The organism is Psychromonas sp. MME2 (assembly GCF_040566515.1).
Classification (GTDB): domain Bacteria; phylum Pseudomonadota; class Gammaproteobacteria; order Enterobacterales; family Psychromonadaceae; genus Psychromonas.
The window spans coordinates 45,401-65,126 of sequence record NZ_JBEWXI010000012.1; the positions used below are offsets into that span (position 1 = coordinate 45,401).

The 19,726-nt window shown below is 40.0% G+C and carries 19 protein-coding genes and 2 pseudogenes; 16 read left to right on the forward strand and 5 right to left on the reverse strand.

All coding sequences use genetic code 11. From position 1 onward, the window contains the following. Positions 1–15: 15 nt before the first annotated feature. From nfuA to AB1A03_RS10465, 3 genes are all read right to left on the reverse strand, one after another. Entirely contained in the window at positions 16–597 is a 582-nt protein-coding gene (nfuA, locus tag AB1A03_RS10455; protein ID WP_354624606.1) for a Fe-S biogenesis protein NfuA, read from the reverse strand. Between the two features lie 117 nt (positions 598–714). Then, positions 715–1,050 carry a ComF family protein gene (locus AB1A03_RS10460; protein WP_354624607.1) on the reverse strand — a complete coding sequence of 112 codons (336 nt, stop codon included), beginning with the start codon at positions 1,048–1,050 and terminating at the stop codon, positions 715–717. A gap of 19 nt (positions 1,051–1,069) precedes the next feature. Then, the gene (locus AB1A03_RS10465; RefSeq protein WP_354624608.1) at positions 1,070–1,456 is read right to left on the reverse strand and encodes a double zinc ribbon domain-containing protein; all 387 of its coding nucleotides are present in this window, start codon (positions 1,454–1,456) and stop codon (positions 1,070–1,072) included. A gap of 28 nt (positions 1,457–1,484) precedes the next feature. On the opposite strand from AB1A03_RS10465, the gene bioH reads away from it, so the two are divergent. The 9 genes and pseudogenes from bioH (at position 1,485) to lpdA (ending at position 11,748) form a co-directional block, all read left to right on the forward strand. Further along, a complete protein-coding gene (gene bioH, locus AB1A03_RS10470; RefSeq protein WP_354624609.1) occupies positions 1,485–2,258 on the forward strand; it encodes a pimeloyl-ACP methyl ester esterase BioH in 774 nt (257 codons plus the stop codon). Positions 2,259–2,343: 85 nt separating this feature from the next. Beyond that, positions 2,344–2,631 (forward strand): flagellar basal body rod C-terminal domain-containing protein, encoded by a 288-nt coding sequence (locus AB1A03_RS10475; protein ID WP_354624610.1) that lies wholly within the window; start codon positions 2,344–2,346, stop codon positions 2,629–2,631. A gap of 10 nt (positions 2,632–2,641) precedes the next feature. Next, positions 2,642–3,073 (forward strand): hypothetical protein, encoded by a 432-nt coding sequence (locus AB1A03_RS10480; protein WP_354624611.1) that lies wholly within the window; start codon positions 2,642–2,644, stop codon positions 3,071–3,073. 273 nt (positions 3,074–3,346) lie between these two features. Continuing rightward, the gene (locus AB1A03_RS10485; RefSeq protein ID WP_354624612.1) at positions 3,347–4,093 is read left to right on the forward strand and encodes a MipA/OmpV family protein; all 747 of its coding nucleotides are present in this window, start codon (positions 3,347–3,349) and stop codon (positions 4,091–4,093) included. A gap of 103 nt (positions 4,094–4,196) precedes the next feature. After that, positions 4,197–4,739, forward strand: a complete 543-nt coding sequence (gene ampD, locus AB1A03_RS10490) for a 1,6-anhydro-N-acetylmuramyl-L-alanine amidase AmpD (RefSeq protein ID WP_354624613.1) — start codon at positions 4,197–4,199, stop codon at positions 4,737–4,739. A gap of 276 nt (positions 4,740–5,015) precedes the next feature. After that, a complete protein-coding gene (gene pdhR / locus AB1A03_RS10495) occupies positions 5,016–5,765 on the forward strand; it encodes a pyruvate dehydrogenase complex transcriptional repressor PdhR (RefSeq protein ID WP_354624614.1) in 750 nt (249 codons plus the stop codon). Between the two features lie 159 nt (positions 5,766–5,924). Then, positions 5,925–8,587: pseudogene (gene aceE / locus AB1A03_RS10500) on the forward strand (pyruvate dehydrogenase (acetyl-transferring), homodimeric type). Between the two features lie 34 nt (positions 8,588–8,621). Then, positions 8,622–10,217 (forward strand): dihydrolipoyllysine-residue acetyltransferase, encoded by a 1,596-nt coding sequence (gene aceF, locus AB1A03_RS10505; protein WP_354624615.1) that lies wholly within the window; start codon positions 8,622–8,624, stop codon positions 10,215–10,217. A gap of 103 nt (positions 10,218–10,320) precedes the next feature. After that, entirely contained in the window at positions 10,321–11,748 is a 1,428-nt protein-coding gene (gene lpdA, locus AB1A03_RS10510; protein ID WP_354624616.1) for a dihydrolipoyl dehydrogenase, read from the forward strand. Positions 11,749–11,939: 191 nt separating this feature from the next. Here the strand turns inward: lpdA and infA are convergent, their stop codons facing one another. Both infA and AB1A03_RS10520 read right to left on the reverse strand, forming a co-directional pair. Further along, the gene (gene infA / locus AB1A03_RS10515; protein ID WP_354624617.1) at positions 11,940–12,158 is read right to left on the reverse strand and encodes a translation initiation factor IF-1; all 219 of its coding nucleotides are present in this window, start codon (positions 12,156–12,158) and stop codon (positions 11,940–11,942) included. Between the two features lie 245 nt (positions 12,159–12,403). Continuing rightward, positions 12,404–13,123: an arginyltransferase gene (locus AB1A03_RS10520; RefSeq protein ID WP_354624618.1), complete on the reverse strand. Its 720-nt coding sequence runs from the start codon at positions 13,121–13,123 to the stop codon at positions 12,404–12,406. Positions 13,124–13,263: 140 nt separating this feature from the next. On the opposite strand from AB1A03_RS10520, the gene AB1A03_RS10525 reads away from it, so the two are divergent. The 7 genes and pseudogenes from AB1A03_RS10525 (at position 13,264) to nqrF (ending at position 19,723) form a co-directional block, all read left to right on the forward strand. After that, positions 13,264–13,575, forward strand: coding sequence for a BolA family protein (locus tag AB1A03_RS10525; RefSeq protein ID WP_354624619.1), 312 nt, complete (start codon positions 13,264–13,266; stop codon positions 13,573–13,575). Positions 13,576–13,870: 295 nt separating this feature from the next. After that, positions 13,871–15,211: a Na(+)-translocating NADH-quinone reductase subunit A gene (locus AB1A03_RS10530; protein WP_354624620.1), complete on the forward strand. Its 1,341-nt coding sequence runs from the start codon at positions 13,871–13,873 to the stop codon at positions 15,209–15,211. 2 nt (positions 15,212–15,213) lie between these two features. Continuing rightward, on the forward strand, positions 15,214–16,422 hold the full coding sequence (locus AB1A03_RS10535; protein ID WP_354624621.1) for an NADH:ubiquinone reductase (Na(+)-transporting) subunit B: 1,209 nt from the start codon (positions 15,214–15,216) through the stop codon (positions 16,420–16,422). Beyond that, positions 16,415–17,202, forward strand: a pseudogene (locus tag AB1A03_RS10540) (Na(+)-translocating NADH-quinone reductase subunit C). The gene AB1A03_RS10535 and the pseudogene AB1A03_RS10540 overlap by 8 nt, the downstream one beginning before the upstream one ends. Continuing rightward, positions 17,195–17,827: an NADH:ubiquinone reductase (Na(+)-transporting) subunit D gene (locus tag AB1A03_RS10545; protein WP_354624622.1), complete on the forward strand. Its 633-nt coding sequence runs from the start codon at positions 17,195–17,197 to the stop codon at positions 17,825–17,827. Before AB1A03_RS10540 ends, AB1A03_RS10545 begins: the two are co-directional and overlap by 8 nt. A 5-nt stretch (positions 17,828–17,832) precedes the next feature. After that, the gene (gene nqrE, locus AB1A03_RS10550; RefSeq protein WP_354624623.1) at positions 17,833–18,441 is read left to right on the forward strand and encodes an NADH:ubiquinone reductase (Na(+)-transporting) subunit E; all 609 of its coding nucleotides are present in this window, start codon (positions 17,833–17,835) and stop codon (positions 18,439–18,441) included. Between the two features lie 61 nt (positions 18,442–18,502). Continuing rightward, complete coding sequence (gene nqrF / locus AB1A03_RS10555; RefSeq protein WP_354624624.1) at positions 18,503–19,723, forward strand: NADH:ubiquinone reductase (Na(+)-transporting) subunit F; 1,221 nt, start codon at positions 18,503–18,505, stop codon at positions 19,721–19,723. Positions 19,724–19,726: the final 3 nt, after the last annotated feature.

Below are 19,726 nucleotides of genomic sequence, written 5' to 3' on the forward strand. Positions count from 1 at the left end.
AAGGGTGAGATTGCGTTATTTATAAAAAGAGTGATCACCTTGCTGGTGCTCAGTGATATCTCGTACAGCATGAAGCTCACCAGAAAACTCTTCTAGTAACTCTTTTTCGATGCCTTCTTTGAGTGTTAAATCCACTTGGGAGCAACCGTTACAACCGCCTCCAAACTCAATGATAGCGACCTTATCTTCTGTTATTTCAATTAGTTTAATAAATCCACCGTGACTTGATAGCTGTGGATTTATTTGCACTTGAATGACATATTCGACACGATCTAACAGTGGTGCATCATCTTTAACACGACGCATTTTGGCATTCGGTGCTTTTAATGTTAGTTGTGTACCTGCCTCCTCTTCAACAAGATCGATAAAAGCTTCTTCTAAAAAAGGTAAGCTTACATCATCGACTAATGCATCAAAGTCTGCGAAGTTTAAGCGTGTATCGCTTCCTTCCACTGCTTCTGGTGGGCAGTAAGAAACACCACATTCAGCTTTTGGGGTACCAGGGTTGATAACAAAAATGCGTATATTTGTGCCTTCTTTTTGTTGTTCAAGTAATTTTTTAAAGTGCGCCTGTGCAACTGGGGTGATTTCAATCATTATTCAACCTTAACCTTGAGTGATTTACTCGGACATTATAACTGTGTTCAATATCAAGAATCAAAGAAAAGAGTGAAATTATTATTTATAGTCATTTTTTGCGTAACGCCGGGGTATCTAAGCGGTATCTGTACGGCTGATGCAAAATACCGTAATCGAAGCAACGCCTGCTTTTAGCAAAGATTGACAAAGACTATTAATAGTTGCGCCTGTTGTGACAACATCATCAATAATGGCGATATGTTTATTTTGCAAATGAACATTATCATGGATGTGAAATGCGCCATGTAAATTTTTTTTTCGTTTGTTAATGGAAAGGTTTTCCTGTGGAAGCGTTTCTTTATGACGTTGTATGGCATCTTTAAGGACGGGAATAGATAGCTGCTTAGCAACCGCTTCTGCAATTAAAGCCGCTTGGTTAAATCCACGTTGTCGCAATTTTTTATGGTGCAATGGGACTGCTATCAAGTATTCAATGCTTTTTATCTGTTGTGCATTGAGGTTTTCTAGGATAGATAAACTTAACAGCTCTCCTAACGCCTCTGCAATGATTAATTTCTTGCCATATTTCAGCTCTTTTATGAGAGATGAATAGGGCGTTGTATAGCTTGCTAGTGCGTGTAATTTGGTAAAATAGTGCTGTTGTTGGATACAATCGCCGCAGAAATGCTGGGGATACCGGTAAGCTTAACCCACAGTGTTGGCAACAGGTTCGTTGCTGCAATAGTGAACTCTTGCAATCCTTGCAAATAAGTTTGTTGTCACTTGCTAATTGACAAATTAAACATTGCGCAGGAATAAACTGCTCAAGTAAATGTAATAATTTATGTTTTAATTGCGTATAAATTGAATTCAACACTTTTTTATCACCTTAATAAGGGGGCTGTGTGAGTATAGAACAAACTGTTTATTGTCGTGTTGTCGGTGAGGGAGATGATTTAGTCCTATTGCATGGTTGGGGGGTAAATTCTCTTGTTTGGGAGCCTGTCATCGCGACATTAAGTCGTCATTTTCGACTGCACCTAATCGATTTACCCGGTTTTGGGCAAAGCCAGTGTATGGAAAAATATAGCTTAACTGCGATTGTTGAACGTATTTTGTTACATGTGCCAGAGAGAGCGAATTGGTGTGGGTGGTCACTTGGCGGCTTAATAGCCACCTATGCAAGTTATGCTCATCCTCAGAGAGTAAAAAAAATAATTCAAGTTTGCAGTTCGCCGAAGTTTGTTGAAGATGCAAATTGGTCTGGTGTGGATAGGGGTGTTTTTGAAAGTTTTCAATCTAGTTTGCAAAAAAACAGCAGTAAAACGTTGTCCCGTTTTATTGCCATTCAAGCGATGGGCTGTGCAACAGCACGTCAAGATACGCTTTTTTTGAAAAAACTATTAATAGATAATTGGCAGAGTGATGAAAACGCGCTATCTGCAGGGTTGGTATTACTCGAAGAAACTGATTTACGAGTGCAATTTAGTCAAATTAAAATACCTTGTTTATCCATTTTTGGCCAATTTGATAGTTTATTGCCGCAGTCAGCGCATCTCAATATCCATCAATTATTACCTAATTCAGTTCAGCAAGTATTTGAAAATTCAGCTCATGCTCCATTTGTTAGTGAGGATGAAAAATTTTCAGAGAGTATAATTGCATTTTTAAGTGATTAAATATTAATCAATATCTGTATTTGTGTTAATATGGTGCCATACTTTGTATTAGTTCTTTCTCTTTTAAACAATATGATGGTGTTTTATGGATGTTCGCTCTGCTTATAATTCAGGTCTAACTGGCTTTCAAGATGCTTCTGCTAAGTTGAGCAACGCAAGTTCTCGAATTGCCCAAGCGGGCGCTGCAGGAAATAGTGTCAATGAAAATCAGCAGGCTACGGAGATTAATTCTTCACCTGCTGAGCGAGCACCCATATCTTTGACGACAGAGTTAGTGAACTTGAAAGTGGCTGAGTATCAGGCCAAAGCATCGGCAAAAGTCATTAGTAGTGCCGATGAGGTTATGGGCACCTTAATTAATACGAGTGTTTAAGGTTACGTAAATGGCTAATATCAATGCGCAACTGCCTCAAGCCGCGACGATATCATTTCACCCAGCAACGGAAAGCTTACAACGTGAAAATTTAACTAGGCCGATTATTCCTAAAACGGAAGTGACCAGTGCTTATCAAAAAATGCGTGATGAGCAGGAGCGTAACAACCAGTTTTCAACTCAATCACGTACACTCTTTCAAGATCAAAAAAATCAAAATACCCAACACTCTTCGCAACAGGAATCATCACAACAAAATACCTCTCTACAGCATAAGCGAGCACTTTTCTTTGCGCGTAAAGGGGTGTTATGTCAATCTGAAAAAGGTGATGTAAGTGCATATGAAATAAAAGATTTCACTGCCGTTATTTCGGTTATTCAAGCGCGTTACCGTTGTGCTGTTAACCCGTTACCTGAACCCGTGGTAGATGACCTCGTCTAGTACAACTTGCAATATATAACTATGAGACTTCAAGATGCAAAGTCAGCAAGAACAAGTGTACCGAAATGTGATTTTTTCCTTGCCCTACGGGGGGGATTCACTTTTATCTTGATGAAAAAAAGCTATCCGCGACCATAATAAACTGTTTATGCAACGATTTTTTTCTTTATCTGAATTTTATCTTTACTTATTATATAAAAAATAGGCTAGACTATACTGTGTAGATGTTTGCTCTATGTGATTCTATCTGACTCTGAATAATAAGGATAAAATATGAAAATGAAATATACTGTGATTGCAGCACTAGTTGCATCATTGCCAATGGTTGCTCAAGCGGAATCTAATTTGGAGATTGGTGCAGGTGCAGCGTTTAAAAATACGGCATACCGCAATTATGATGACAATGCTCAAGTTATGCCGCTAATCAGTTTTGATTATGAATGGTTTTATGCGCAAGCTGGTGAGTTTGGTTTTAAACCTTACGATGACGGCACTAACCGTATTGGCACGTTTATCAGTATGGGCCAAGAAGAGTGGCAACGTAGCGATAATAATAACGACAGCTTTAAAGGTTTTGAAAATAAAGATCGCGCGATCAACATCGGTGTTAGTTACCGTCATAAAGCAACTTGGGGTGTTATCAGTGCATCGATTTATACTGATGTGAATGATACATATGGCGGTAAAGGCGGAACGTTAGGCTATGCTTACCCATGGGTTATTAATCAAAAATTTGCGGTTGTGCCAAGTGTTAAAGTGAAGTTTATGGATTCTGATTATGCTAACTATTACTATGGCATTAGTAATAAAGATGCTCAAAAAACAGGAATCAATTCATATGATACGGGCAGTGCAACGAATATTGAAGTTGGCGTGATGAGCTCTTATTTAATCGCGGATCATTGGAAATTATATGCAGGTGTTAATTACACCAAATTAGATAGCGATATTAAAGACAGCCCTTTATTAAGCGATGATAAAGAGACTGTTGCTATTATAGGCGCAGCTTATAAATTCTAGTATTTTCACTTAAATTAAAAGTGTAATACTAATTGAAAACGGGTCTATTTTGACCCGTTTTTTTATGGATACAAATACGCATTTTATTTAGGGAGTTTGCATTTTGATTGATGTTCATGGTTACTATTCACTTGCGAAGCAAATTGAAAGCCCTTTTTATAATGAGCGTCCTAGCGGTGTAGAGATTAGTTTATTGGTGATCCATTGCATCAGTTTACCGAAGGGATGTTACACAGGTGGTGCCATTGAAGCGCTTTTTACTGGTTGCCTAGATTGTTCTAGCGACCCAAGTTTTACTGATTTATTAGGTGTTGAGGTTTCTGCGCACTGTGTTATTCGCCGCGATGGTGCTGTACAGCAATATGTCCCCTTTAATGGCAGAGCTTGGCATGCCGGAATTTCAAGCTTCGAAGGTATGCCTGCATGTAACGATTATTCAATTGGTATTGAGTTAGAAGGAACAGATGATTCGACCTATACCGAGAAGCAATATCACTCTTTAGCTAAGCTTACTCAAGCAATTCAGCAGGTTTATCCCCATATTACTAAAGAGCGTATTACTGGCCACAGTGATATTGCCCCTGGCCGGAAAACAGACCCAGGGCCTTATTTTAATTGGCAGCATTATTTTAGCTTATTCGAATGACAGAGTTCACCCTCTATCAAGCACTGATATATTGTATCAAAAAGTCACACCTAATCGCATATCAGTACGTTATTTCTGTACTATTGCAGCACTTTGATTATGGTTGCATTCATCATACAAATTACAGCAATGTATCATTAATCCACGTTAAGCTTGATATTTATTGATTTGAATCAATAAATGCTGGACGTGTTGTGAATTAATTGTTAATTTACACAGCAAAGTTAAATGGTAATACCATTTTCATGAATTGAGTTTTTGTATTCTAAGGGTGCTATGGTTTACGCAAAAATTAAACAGCCTAAATTAGCGGATGTAATCGAAAAACGTATCGAAACGATGATACTCGATGGTTCTTTAGAATTAGGCGAAAAATTATTGCCAGAGCGTGAACTAGCGAAGCAATTTGATGTTTCTCGCCCCTCATTGCGTGAAGCTATCCAACGTCTAGAATCAAAGGGATTATTAAGTCGACGCCAAGGTGGTGGTACTTTTGTAAAAGAAGAGTTGCGTGATCAGTTAACGGATTCATTATTTGAATTGTTTAATACGCACCCTGAGTCACAATATGATCTTCTTGAATTTCGTCATGCATTAGAAGGGTTTTCTGCATATTATGCGGCATTGCGTGGTAATGCAGATGATTTTATTCGTATTAAAGAAAGTTTCTCGGCCATTAATCATGCCAAGAAAAAGAGAGATTTAGATTTAGAGATTGAAAGTGTCGCACTGTTTTATCTTGCTGTTATTGAGGCTTCTCATAATGTGGTATTTATACACCTTGCACGAGGTATTAAATCCTTACTTGAAAAAAATATAGCCGATAATGTGAAAACACTTTATCGCTACCCTGAAGTCGCTAAAAAGATTGATCAACATCGTCAAGAATTATTAGATGCAATTCTCTCTAAGCAGCCTGCGAATGCGCAGAAAGCATCTGCACAGCATTTAGCCTATATTGAAGAAACACGTCTTGTTATGTTACGTGAAGAAAGTTTATTTAAACGCGAATTAGGGCGTTTTTAACTTTTTAAAAAATAGCAAAAATTAGGTAACTATTTAGATTGCTTATTGCCTTAGTGGCATTTCCAAAACGTGTTATTCAACAGGTAATGGTTAATCTAAATAGTTATTAAGCACTTAGCTCATGGCTAAGATTATTTAGTGATAGAGAAGGAAAGTGTCATGACTGACATCTTAAATAGAGATATTGATGCGCAAGAAACTTCGGAATGGCTTGATGCCCTAGCTACAATTCTTGAAGATGAAGGCACTGAGCGTGCTCAGTTCATCGTTAAAAAATTAATAGAGCAGGCTCGTAAAGACGGTGTTAAATTACCAAGTGATATTAATACAAATTACCTTAATACGATTGCACCTGCTGACCAGCCTATTTATCCTGGAGATTTAGAGTTAGAGCGCCGTATTCGTTCCGTGATTCGCTGGAATGCGATAATGATTGTTATGCGCGCATCAAAAAAAGATCTGGATTTAGGTGGGCACATGGCTTCTTACCAGTCTGCGGCTGCATTTTATGAGGTTTGTTTTAACCACTTTTTCCGTGCCCCTAATGAGGCCGATGGCGGTGATTTAGTTTATTATCAAGGCCATATCTCTCCAGGTATCTATTCTCGTGCTTTCCTTGAAGGTCGTTTAACGGCTGAACAACTGGATCATTTCCGTCAAGAAGTTGATGGAAAAGGACTGCCTTCATACCCTCATCCGAAGCTGTTACCTGAATTTTGGCAGTTCCAACGGTATCAATGGGACTAGGCCCTATTTCTGCTATTTATCAAGCGCGTTTCTTAAAATATCTTAATGGTCGTGGTTTAAAGAATACCACTCAGCAACGTGTCTATGCTTTCCTAGGTGATGGAGAGATGGATGAGCCAGAGTCGCGTGGTTCATTATCATTTGCTGCGCGTGAAAAACTAGATAACTTATGCTTCTTAGTTAACTGTAATTTGCAGCGTCTAGATGGCCCTGTTATGGGTAACGGTAGTATTATTCAAGAGCTTGAAGGTCTGTTTAATGGTGCTGGTTGGAACGTGGTGAAGGTTATCTGGGGGAGTAACTGGGATTCTTTAATCGCACAGGACTCATCGGGCCGTTTACTACAATTAATGGAAGAGACCGTTGACGGTGACTACCAAAACTTTAAATCAAAAGATGGCGCATACGTACGTGAGCACTTCTTTGGTAAATACCCAGAAACAGCATCATTAGTGGCAACATGGACAGATGAAGAGATTTTTGCTTTAAAACGTGGTGGTCATGACTCATCTAAACTGTATGCTGCATTTAAAAATGCACAGGATACCATGGGTAAACCTACGGTTATCTTAGCTAAGACCGTGAAAGGTTATGGTATGGGCGCTGCGGCGGAAGGCAAAAATATTGCCCATGGCGTGAAAAAAATGAATGAATCACACATCCAAAGTTTACGTGATCGTTTAGGCCTACAGGATCTATTAAGTGATGAGAAAGCCGCAACCTTACCATATTTAACATTACAAGAGGGATCGGCTGAATATAATTATTTGCATGCAAAGCGTGAAGCGTTATTAGGCTATACCCCGAAACGTTCACCTAAGTTTTCTGGTCAATTAGCGGTTCCTTCTTTAGACGAGTTCGCACCGCTTCTACAGGAGCAAAAGCGTGAAATATCAACGACGATGGCTTATGTTCGTATATTAAATATTTTGTTAAAAGATAAAGGTATTGGTAAAAATATAGTCCCCATCATTGCCGATGAAGCGCGTACCTTTGGTATGGAAGGGCTATTCCGTCAAGTGGGTATCTACAACCCACATGGTCAAGAATATATCCCAGAGGATCGCAGTGTCGTTTCCTACTATAAAGAAGCAACATCAGGTCAAGTATTGCAAGAGGGGATTAATGAGCTCGGTTCCATGTCATCTTGGGTAGCCGCTGCAACGTCCTACAGCACTAATGATCTACCAATGATTCCATTTTATATCTACTACTCAATGTTTGGCTTTCAACGTATTGGTGATATGGCTTGGATGGCAGGTGACCAACAAGCTCGTGGCTTCTTGTTAGGTGCGACGGCTGGTCGTACGACGTTAAATGGTGAAGGTTTACAGCATGAAGATGGTCATAGCCACATTCAAGCGAATACTATCCCTAACTGTATCTCCTATGATCCAACTTTTGCTTACGAGTTAGCGGTTATCGTTCAAGATGGTATTGAACGTATGTATGGCGAGAAGCAGGAAAATGTTTTCTATTACTTAACAGTAATGAATGAAAACTATGCAATGCCTGCGATGCCAGAAGGTGCAGAAGAAGGTATTCGCAAAGGTATCTATAAACTTGAGTCCCATCAAGGTGCAAATAAAGTGCAGTTATTGAGCTCGGGAACTATCATGAATGAAGTGCGTAAAGCAGCACAGATCCTCAGTGAAGAGTATAACGTTGCTTCTGATATCTTCTCCGTTACCTCATTTAATGAGTTAACGCGTGAAGGTCAAGCGATTGAGCGTGACAACATGCTTAACCCTGAAGCGCCTGCAAAACAAGCTTATATCACGCAAGTATTAGGTGACGAGCCAACAATCGCAGCCACAGATTATATGAAAAATTATGCAGAGCAAGTGCGTGCTTTCATTCCATCTAATACATACAAGGTGTTGGGTACCGATGGTTATGGGCGTAGTGATAGTCGTGAAAATTTACGTCGTCACTTTGAAGTTAATGCGAGTTATGTCGTTGTTGCAGCGCTTTCTGAGCTTGCAAAACGTGGTGATATTGAGGCATCTGTCGTGACTGAAGCTATTGCCAAATTTGCTATTGATACAAACAAAATCAACCCATTATTTGCGTAAATATAATTCGCTGTTATTGATTAGGAAAATTATTATGTCTGAATTAAAAGAATTTTTACTACCTGATATTGGTGCTGATGCTGCTGATGTTACGGCTATTTTAGTCTCTGTTGGTGATATGGTCGCAGAAGATCAAGATGTGATTTCTCTTGAAGGTGATAAAGCATCAATGGATGTGCCTGCAGCATTTGCAGGTAAAGTTGTTGAAATAAAAATGAGTGTTGGTGATAGTGTTTCTGAAGGTCAGGTTGTATTGGTGCTTGAAGTGGCAGGCTCAGGCTCTGCGGAAGTTGCTACAACACCAGCTGAAACGGCTCCCGTTGCTCCTGCCGCAGCTAATGTTGCTCCGGCGGCAACGCAAGTTAAGGAACTTTGCTTGCCAGATATTGGTGGCGATGAGGTTGATGTAACGGCGGTTTTAGTGGCGGTTGGTGATACCATTGAGGTGGATCAAGATATATTGTCCGTTGAAGGTGATAAAGCATCAATGGATGTACCCGCTCCCTTTGCTGGTGTCGTTAAAGAGATTAAAATTGCCGTGGGCGATAAAGTCTCTGAGGGGACATTAATTTTACTTGTGGAAGTTGAAGGTGTTGCTGCACCAGTAACAACTGCTGCCGTAGAAACCCCAAAAGCGGTAAGCTCGCCTGTTGCCGATGCCCCTCAATCTGCTGCTACACCTGCCGTTCAATTGTCACCATCACAGGTTACCATTGCAGGCTCAATTAAGGCGTCTCCTTCAGTGCGTCGTATTGCACGTGAATTTAACTTAGATCTTGCAGTTATTCCTGCAACAGGTCCAAAAGGGCGTACAACGAAAGAAGATGTACAAACCTATGTTAAAGCACAGTTACTGTTAGCTAAATCAGGCGGTGGTGCTGGTGGTTTACAAGTATTGCCGTATGCTGAGGTTGATTATGCTCGATTTGGTGAAATTGAAGTTAAGCCTCTTTCGCGAATTCAAAAAATATCAGGTCCAACATTACATCGTAACTGGGTAACCATTCCACATGTTACCCAATTTGATGAGGTTGATATTACCGAGCTTGAAGCATTCCGTCAGGAACAAAATGCCATTGCGGCGAAACAAGATCTAGGCTTTAAAATTAGTCCGCTTGTGTTCATGATGAAAGCCGTTGCCAAAGCATTACAACAATACCCTAACTTTAATGCGTCATTATCGACAGATGGTGAAAGCGTCATATTAAAGAAATATATTAATATCGGTATTGCTGTCGATACACCAAATGGCTTAGTTGTACCTGTTGTTAGCGATGTTATCAACAAAGGTATCTATGACCTTTGCCGTGAAATCGGGGAGATATCTAAAAAGGCACGAGCGGGTAAATTAACCGCTAAAGATATGCAAGGTGGTAGCATGACTATCTCTAGTCTTGGCGGCATCGGTGGCACTCAATTTACGCCTATCGTTAATGCGCCTGAAGTGGCTATTTTAGGTGTATCTAAGTCGGCTATAAAACCGCAGTGGGATGGTAAAGAGTTTGCACCGCGATTAATGGTACCACTTGCTCTTTCCTATGATCACCGTGTAATTGACGGGGCTGATGGTGCACGTTTTATCACTGCCATCAACAATTACTTATCTGATCTACGTACGTTGATTTTATAATAATGTTATCAGGTCGGCATTTGTCGACCTTTTGTTTTGCTTTTCATTAACATTTAAATAGACTCAAATTAGTTTTTGATGGAACACTTTTATAGAGGTTTACATGAGTAAAGAAATTAAAGCACAAGTTGTGGTACTGGGTTCCGGCCCTGCAGGATATTCAGCGGCCTTTCGTGCAGCAGATTTAGGGTTAGAAACCGTATTAATAGAAAAATATAGCACCCTAGGTGGTGTTTGTTTAAACGTGGGATGTATTCCATCAAAAGCACTTCTACATGTTTCAAAGGTAATTGAAGAAGCTAAGGCGCTATCTGCGCATGGTGTTTTATTTGGTGAACCATCAACGGATGTAGATAAAATTCGCATTTGGAAAGAAAAAGTAGTTTCGCAACTCACTGGCGGCCTAAAAGGCATGGCTAAAATGCGTAAAGTTACCGTGATTAATGGTTTTGGTAAATTTACCGGTGCCAACACGATTGAAGTTCAAGGTGAAGATGAAACAACCATTGTAAATTTTGATAATGCGATTATCGCTGCGGGCTCTCGTCCTGTTAAATTGCCTTTTATTCCTCATGATGACCACCGTGTATGGGACTCTACCGATGCACTTGAACTACGCTGTGTACCTAAACGCCTGCTTATTTTAGGTGGTGGTATTATCGGCTTAGAGATGGGGACTGTTTATAAATCGCTCGGCTCTAGCGTTGATGTGGTTGAGTTTGCCGATCAATTAGTACCAGCTGCCGATATTGATATCGTGCAGGTATATACTAAGAAAGTGAAAAATAAATTCAATATTATGTTGTCAACTAAAGTGACGGCCGTCGATGCTAAAGAAGATGCTCTGTATGTCTCCTTTGAAGGGCACAATGCACCTGCTGAAGCTAAGCCCTATGATGCGGTATTAGTCGCTGTTGGACGTGTACCAAATGGGTTGTCTATTGATGCTGAAAAAGCGGGTATTGCAGTCACTGAACGCGGTTTTATTGAAGTTGATAAGCAGATGCATACCAATGTTCCACATATTCATGCAATCGGTGATATTGTCGGGCAACCGATGTTGGCACATAAAGGTGTGCATGAAGGTCATGTGGCTGCCGAGGTTATCGCTGGCAAGAAACATTATTTCGATCCGAAAACTATCCCATCTATCGCCTATACTGAACCTGAAATGGCTTGGGTTGGTTTGACTGAAAAAGAGGCGAAAGAACAGGGGATTAATTACGAAAAATCTATTTTCCCTTGGGCAGCTTCTGGCCGTGCAATTGCCTCAGACTGTAGTGATGGTATGACTAAGCTTATCTTTGATAAAGAGACACATCGTATTATCGGTGGTGCGGTTGTTGGTACCAATGCAGGTGAATTACTGGGTGAAATTGGTCTTGCGATTGAGATGGGCTGTGATGCTGAAGATATCGCATTGACGATTCATGCGCATCCAACATTACATGAGTCTGTTGGTTTGGCCGCTGAGATTTATGAAGGTTCTATTACTGATTTACCTAATGCAAAAGCGGTAAAACGCAAATAATTTAACTTATTGATTAATCTCATTGTACTTTATAAACCGATGTTCATTGAACCTCGGTTTTTTTATATCTGGAGGATTACGCTTCTTTAGTGGATAGACTTCAGATAAAAAAATGCCCGTCGGCTTTTAACTGATGGGCATATATTACTCAGTGATTGTACTAAGTGTGGTTTATTCTGGGGCTTTAACGATTAACGCGCGCGGAATACGATACGGCCTTTTGATAGGTCATAGGGTGTAAGTTGCACGGTTACTTTATCGCCAGTAAGGATGCGGATGTAGTTTTTACGCATTTTACCTGAGATATGCGCAGTGACCAGGTGGCCATTTTCTAATTCAACGCGAAACATTGTGTTAGGCAACGTATCTAAGATTGTGCCTTGCATTTCAATACTATCTTCTTTTGCCATTGGCGATGGATCCTTTGTATTTTATATATACTCAACTATATGGAGTAAGCTTATCATTTCAATCGGCGCATAATGCCAGAATTATCCATTTGGGTAAAGGATTGTTGATTATTTATTGAGCCATATTGTAGTAAATAAGGTAACTAATCGCTGTTGCTGATAAGTAAATTGCTACTATGCCTGTATTTATAGCTATTTATGCGATTAACAATTTGCAATTCACTCGCTAAGAAATAATTAAAAGTTCATAGGAAAGATAACCATTGCCCATTTATAAAGCGCTGGTGGGGGGTAAATTGCGTTTTATAATTCATCTTTCGGCAATCTTTTATGTAATAGCCTAAATAGAGCCAATCAATATTTTCTTTTTTTGCCAACTTTAATTGTGTGAGTAGCGCAAACTTACCCAGTGAATAGTGGCTGTATGTGGGATCATAAAAACAGTAGAAGGCACTCCATGCGGTGCCCGAAGCCTCAGTAACGATATCGGTAATAGCGACACAGATAAGTCTGTTTTGGTCGTATATTTCAAGAAAAAAACAGTTATTCCAAGATGAATGAATGAATTCATTAAATTGCTGCTGAGTAGCGGGAAACATGACACCATCACTATGTCTCTGATTAATGTAATTTTCATATAAATCATAATAGCAAGCTTTGACTTGTTGGCTTTGTATTATGGTGAAGGCTTTATTTTTATTAGAGAGTCGTTTTTGGCTTCGAGATGGGGCAAAATGACGAATTGGAATGCGAATCGATTGGCAAGCCGAACATTGCTGGCAATGTGGGCGGTAAACTGCATCACCACTACGTCGAAACCCCTGAGCTAATAATAAAGGATAAAAGCGTTTCGCATTATTTTCCGGATCGATGAGCATGAGGAGTTGCTCTTCCTGTTGATCAAGGTAAGAGCAAGGAAATGCTTTGCTGAGACCGATATTTAAAGATGTTTTTTGATCAGACACATGAAACCTAGGTATATTGTATTATTGAAAAATAAACGATTATTCATTGTTAGCCTATCATCGTTCGGCTATCTGAGTTAGCGACGGATCAAGGAGCTTGAGTAAGATGAGTATATTAACCTTTTACAGGAATGTTCAAGATGAAAATAGAAGAAATAATAGAACGTAAAATAAAAAATAATATGCAAGTTGTTTTTTTACAAATTGATAATGAAAGTTATCGTCATTCGGTTCCAAAGGATTCCGAGACCCATTTTAAAGTTGTATTGGTGAGTACTGACTTTGCAAACATGCGCTTACTCGAACGTCATCGTCTAATTAATGACTTACTAAAAGAAGAGTTAGCAGGGCCAGTACATGCCTTGGCATTGCATACTTATACACCTGAGCAATGGCAGCTAAGGGAGCAGCAACTACCTCAATCCAGTCAGTGTTTAGGTGGTAGTAAATAACGTCATTACAAATGGTTAACGCGCTTTTTCATTTGCAGCGAAAATGAATTGTGGGTAAAAATGTCAATGTCTGATTATTTTGTAAATGAATATTACACGAAAATTTGAACTAAAATCACTAAGATGGCACTTTTCCGATATCAATTCATCCTCTTGTAATGCTATTATTCGTTAGAAAATTTGAGTTTACTTGTTGCTGAATTGTTACAGTGTATAAATATATTAGCAGGCAAGTAATTGTTGTTATGCCGCAAGGCTTCTAACTTTTATCCCCGTAAACATAGTGCAAGAGAATATGATTACTATAAAAAAAGGACTGGACCTCCCCATCTTAGGAGCGCCAGAGCAAGTTATTCATGATGGCCCGACCATCTCTGAAGTGGCTGTACTGGGTGAAGAATATGTTGGCATGCGCCCGTCTATGGCAATTAAAGCTGGAGACACAGTAAAAAAAGGTCAACTTCTTTTTAGTGATAAAAAGAATGTTGGCGTTAAGTTTACCGCTCCTGCATCTGGTGTAGTTAAAGAAATTAATCGTGGTGAAAAACGTGTATTGCAATCCGTTGTTATCTCTATTACTGGTGAAGAGAGTCTATCTTTCCCTAAATATGAGAGTGCTCAACTTGCAACTATCGAACGTAGTGCCATTGTAGAGAACTTGGTTGATTCCGGCGCATGGACTGCATTTCGTACACGCCCGTTTAGCAAGGTTCCGCAAATCACCGCTATTCCCTCTTCTATTTTTGTAACCGCAATGGATACTAATCCACTGTCTGCAGATGCGGCATTGATCATTAATGGAAATTCCCAGGGATTTATTGACGGTCTGACGCTATTGTCACAATTGACTAGCGGTACGGTTTTTGTTTGTAAAGGTGAGGCTAGCTTACCTAAATCAACACAAAAAAATGTCCAGGAAGAGCTGTTTACTGGCATGCATCCTGCGGGATTGGCTGGCACCCATATTCATTTTCTTGATCCGGTATCAATCAACAAACAAGTTTGGTCGATTAATTATCAGGATGTGATTGCCTTTGGTAAATTATTTACCAGCGGTGAACTTTATACCCATAAAGTGATCTCTTTGGCTGGCCCAGCAGTAAAAAAACCTCGTTTAATACGGACAATCCTTGGTGCGTCAGTATCTCAATTGACCGAGAATGAGTTGCTTGAAGGCAATAATCGCGTTATATCGGGATCGGTGTTATGCGGTGTTCATGCAACTAAATCGCATGCCTTTTTAGGCCGTTATCATAATCAAATTTCGGTATTGGCTGAAGGTTATGAGAAGGAGTTATTTGGCTGGGGCGTGCCCGGTGCGAATAAATTCTCCGTTGCTAATGTGTTCACCTCTGCACTTAATAAAGCTAAACGTTTTGCTTTTACAACCACAACAGGGGGAAGTGATCGCGCCATGGTGCCGATTGGTCAGTATGAACGTATTATGCCTCTGGATATTCTACCAACCATGTTATTACGTGATCTTATTGTTGGTGATACTGATGGCGCACAGGCTTTAGGGTGTTTAGAGCTAGATGAAGAAGATCTTGCTTTATGTACTTACGTTTGTCCTGGTAAATACGATTACGGCTTAATCTTGCGTGACAACCTAAGCAAAATTGAGAAGGAAGGCTAAGCATGAATCTTAAACATTTATTTGAAAAAATGGAGCCGCATTTTGAGGCGGGAGGGCGCTATGAAAAATGGTACGCACTCTTTGAAGCAACGGCCACTTTTTTCTATACACCCGGATTAGTAACCAAAGGCATTACCCATGTTCGTGATGGGATTGATTTAAAACGAATCATGATTTTTGTTTGGTTAGCGACATTTCCAGCTATGTTTTTTGGTATGTATAATACTGGAGTACAAGCTAACGACGCGATTGTAGCGGGGCTTTCTGCATTTGATGATTGGCGAGTGGCGATTCTTAATGCAATTGGTGTCACGCTTGGATCTGGTGCGGGCGTTATTGATAACTTCTTATTTGGTGCCATGTATTTTGTCCCCATCTATGCCGTTACTTTTATTGTTGGTGGTTTTTGGGAAGTACTTTTTGCCAGTGTACGTAAACATGAAGTTAATGAAGGCTTCTTTGTTTCTTCTGTACTCTTCGCACTTATTGTTCCTGCTACGATTCCACTTTGGCAAGTTGCTTTAGGTATTACCTTTGGTGTTGTTGTTGCTAAAGAGATTTTTGGTGGCACAGGGCGTAATTTTTTAAATCCCGCATTAGCTGGGCGTGCATTTTTGTTCTTTGCTTACCCGACCGATATTTCAGGTGATTCAGTCTGGACAGCTGTGGATGGCTTTTCAGGCGCGACACCACTAAGCCTTGCTTATCAAGGTGGTCTTGATGCAGTCGCGCAGTCGGGATTGTCGTGGATGGATGCTTTCTTGGGGAATATGCAAGGTAGTATCGGTGAGGTTTCTACCTTAGCTATTTTGATCGGCGGTGCATTTATTGTTATTGCCGGTATTGCTTCCTGGCGAATTATTGTGGGTGTCATGGTTGGTATGATTGCTGTCTCGACATTATTTAATATGATAGGTAGCACAACAAATCACATGTTTGAGTTACCTTGGTATTGGCACCTTGTGATGGGCGGTTTTGCTTTTGGTATGGTGTTCATGGCAACGGATCCGGTTTCAGCCTCCTTTACCGATAAGGGAAAATGGGCGTACGGTATTTTAATTGGTGTGATGGTAGTGCTTATTCGCGTGGTTAATCCTGCATTTCCAGAGGGTATGATGCTCGCTATTTTATTTGCTAATCTCTTCGCTCCACTCTTTGACTACTTTGTAGTGCAAGGCAATATCAAACGGAGGTTGTCGCGTAATGTCTAATCAACAAGAAACATTCAGCAGAACCATATTGGTCGTACTAGCTGTTTGCTTAGTTTGCTCAATTATTGTTGCTGGTGCAGCCGTAGGCCTGCGCTCAACGCAACAGGCTAATAAAGAGAAAGATAAGCAAAGCAATATTTTAGCCGTTGCAGGTTTAGAAACGGATAAAAGTATCAAAGAAATATTTGCCACAAATATTAAAACTAAGCTTGTTGATTTAGCAACAGGTGAGTTTGTGGATAATGTTGATGGTGTTTTGCCTAATAATTATGAACAACGCAAAGCGGCTAAAAATCCGAAGGAAAGTATTGCCCTTTCGGAACAAGATAATATTGCTAAAATTGGTCGCCGAGCGAATGTAGCAACGGTTTATCTCGTGTCTAATGATGCCGTGAATTACAGCGTATTATATTGCCAGTTCATGGCGCAGGTTTATGGTCGACGATGTATGCCTTTGTTGCCATTCAACCTGATGGTAATACAGTTGATGGTATTACTTATTATGAGCAAGGTGAAACACCTGGGCTTGGTGGGGAAGTTGAAAACCCTCGTTGGCGTGCATTGTGGGTTGGTAAGGAACTCTATGATGAACAAGGGCTACCAGCTATTAAAGTTGCTAAAGGTCAAGCTGCTGCCGGTAATAAGCATGAAGTTGATGGCCTATCTGGTGCTACATTAACGAGTGTTGGTGTGCAACATACTTTTACATTCTGGTTGGGTAAACAGGGCTTTGGTCCATTTCTTAGCAAAGTTCGAGAAGGGGAGATGAACAATGGCTAAATCAACGGATATTAAAGCTGTTCTTACGTCGCCAGTCGTTAATAATAACCCGATTGCATTGCAAATATTAGGGGTTTGTTCGGCGTTAGCGGTAACCAGTAAATTAGAAACTGCATTTGTAATGACTTTAGCTGTACTCGTCGTTACGGCTTTTTCTAATTTGTTTATCTCTATGATCCGAAATTATATTCCCAATAGTGTGCGTATTATCGTACAGATGGCAATTATTGCTTCATTGGTTATTGTCGTTGACCAAGTATTAAAAGCCTATGCTTTTTCAATATCTAAACAGTTATCTGTTTATGTTGGTTTGATAATTACTAACTGTATTGTAATGGGGCGAGCAGAAGCCTTTGCCATGAAAAATAGTCCCTTTCCAAGCTTTATGGATGGTATCGGCAACGGTTTAGGTTACGGCTTTATTCTTATGGTTGTTGGTGGTGTTCGTGAATTATTTGGCTCTGGCTCACTATTTGGGATTGAAATTCTACCATTAATTTCCAATGGCGGTTGGTATCAAAGTAATGGTCTATTGCTGCTACCTCCTAGTGCCTTTTTTATTATTGGTGGTTTGATCTGGATTATTCGTACCATTAAACCGGATCAAGTAGAGTCGAAGGAGTAACTTGAATGGAACATTATCTTAGTATTTTTGTACGTTCTATTTTTATAGAGAATATGGCACTCGCCTTCTTTTTAGGGATGTGTACTTTTTTAGCTGTGTCTAAAAAAGTTAAAACCTCTATGGGGTTAGGCGTTGCGGTTATCGTGGTGTTAGGTATTTCAGTGCCCGTTAACCAAGTTATTTATTTTAACCTTTTAGCGCCGGGGGCATTAGCTTGGGCGGGGCTTCCCGATGCTGACCTTAGTTTTCTCGGTTTTATTACCTTTATTGGTGTTATTGCTGCATTGGTACAAATCTTGGAAATGGTGTTAGATAAATATTTTCCAGCACTGTATCAGGCTTTGGGTATTTTCCTTCCCCTTATTACGGTTAACTGTGCCATTTTTGGTGGCGTGGCCTTTATGGTTCAGCGCGAGTACACCCTACTTGAGTCTGCCGTATATGGTATCGGCAGCGGTGTTGGTTGGACGCTAGCTATCGTAGCATTAGCGGGGATCCGTGAAAAAATGAAATATTCAGACGTGCCATCAGGCCTTCGAGGACTGGGTATTACATTTGTAACAGCGGGGTTAATGGCAATTGGTTTTATGTCTTTCTCTGGCATTCAACTTTAGTTAGCTGTTTAAAATTTACGAAATTTGGGAGTTTAGCTCCCTTTAAACAAGGAATGAGTCGATGGAAATATTTCTCGGCGTTGCCATGTTTACCATTATCGTTTTAGCGTTAGTTGTCATTATACTAGCTGCAAAAGCAAGATTGGTAAGTACAGGCGATATAACAATCTCTATTAATGATGATGCATCTAAGAGCATCACAACGCAAGCTGGCAACAAATTACTGGGTGCACTTGCAAATTCTGGTGTATTTGTCTCTTCTGCTTGTGGCGGTGGAGGTACATGTGGTCAGTGTCGCGTGAAAGTTAAATCTGGTGGTGGTGATATTTTGCCAACAGAATTAGATCATATCTCTAAGCGTGAAGCAAAAGAGGGGGAGCGTCTTTCATGTCAGGTCAATGTAAAAGAGAACATGAGCATTGAACTACCAGAGGAGATCTTTGGTGTTAAAAAATGGGAATGTACCGTTATCTCTAATGATAATAAAGCGACTTTTATTAAAGAGTTGAAATTACAAATTCCGGATGGTGAGAGCGTGCCATTTAGAGCTGGTGGTTATATTCAAATTGAAGCGCCTGCACATCATGTTAAATATAGTGATTTTGACATAGAAGAGCAGTACCGTGGTGACTGGGACCATTTTGGATTCTTTAATCTAGAATCAAAAGTAGATGATGAAACTATTCGTGCTTACTCAATGGCTAATTATCCCGATGAAGCGGGTTTAATCATGCTTAACGTGCGTATTGCAACACCTCCACCACATAAATTAAATTTACCTTGCGGTAAAATGTCTTCTTATATTTTTAGCTTAAAACCCGGCGATAAAGTGACAATTTCAGGCCCGTTTGGTGAGTTTTTTGCTAAAGAAAGTGATAGTGAAATGGTGTTCATTGGTGGTGGAGCAGGTATGGCGCCGATGCGTTCTCATATCTTTGATCAGTTCCGTCGATTAAAAACCAAGCGTAAAGTGAGCTTCTGGTATGGTGCTCGTTCTAAACGAGAAATGTTCTATGAAGAAGATTTTGATAGTATCGCAGCCGAAAACGATAATTTTGAATGGAATGTTGCCTTAAGTGATCCTCAACCAGAAGATAACTGGGATGGTTATACCGGATTTATTCATAATGTATTGTATGAGCATTATCTGCGTGACCATGAAGCGCCAGAGGATTGCGAGTATTATATGTGTGGTCCACCGGTGATGAATGCCGCTGTCATTGCGATGTTAAAAGAGCTCGGTGTTGAAGATGAAAATATTATGCTTGATGATTTTGGTTGATAG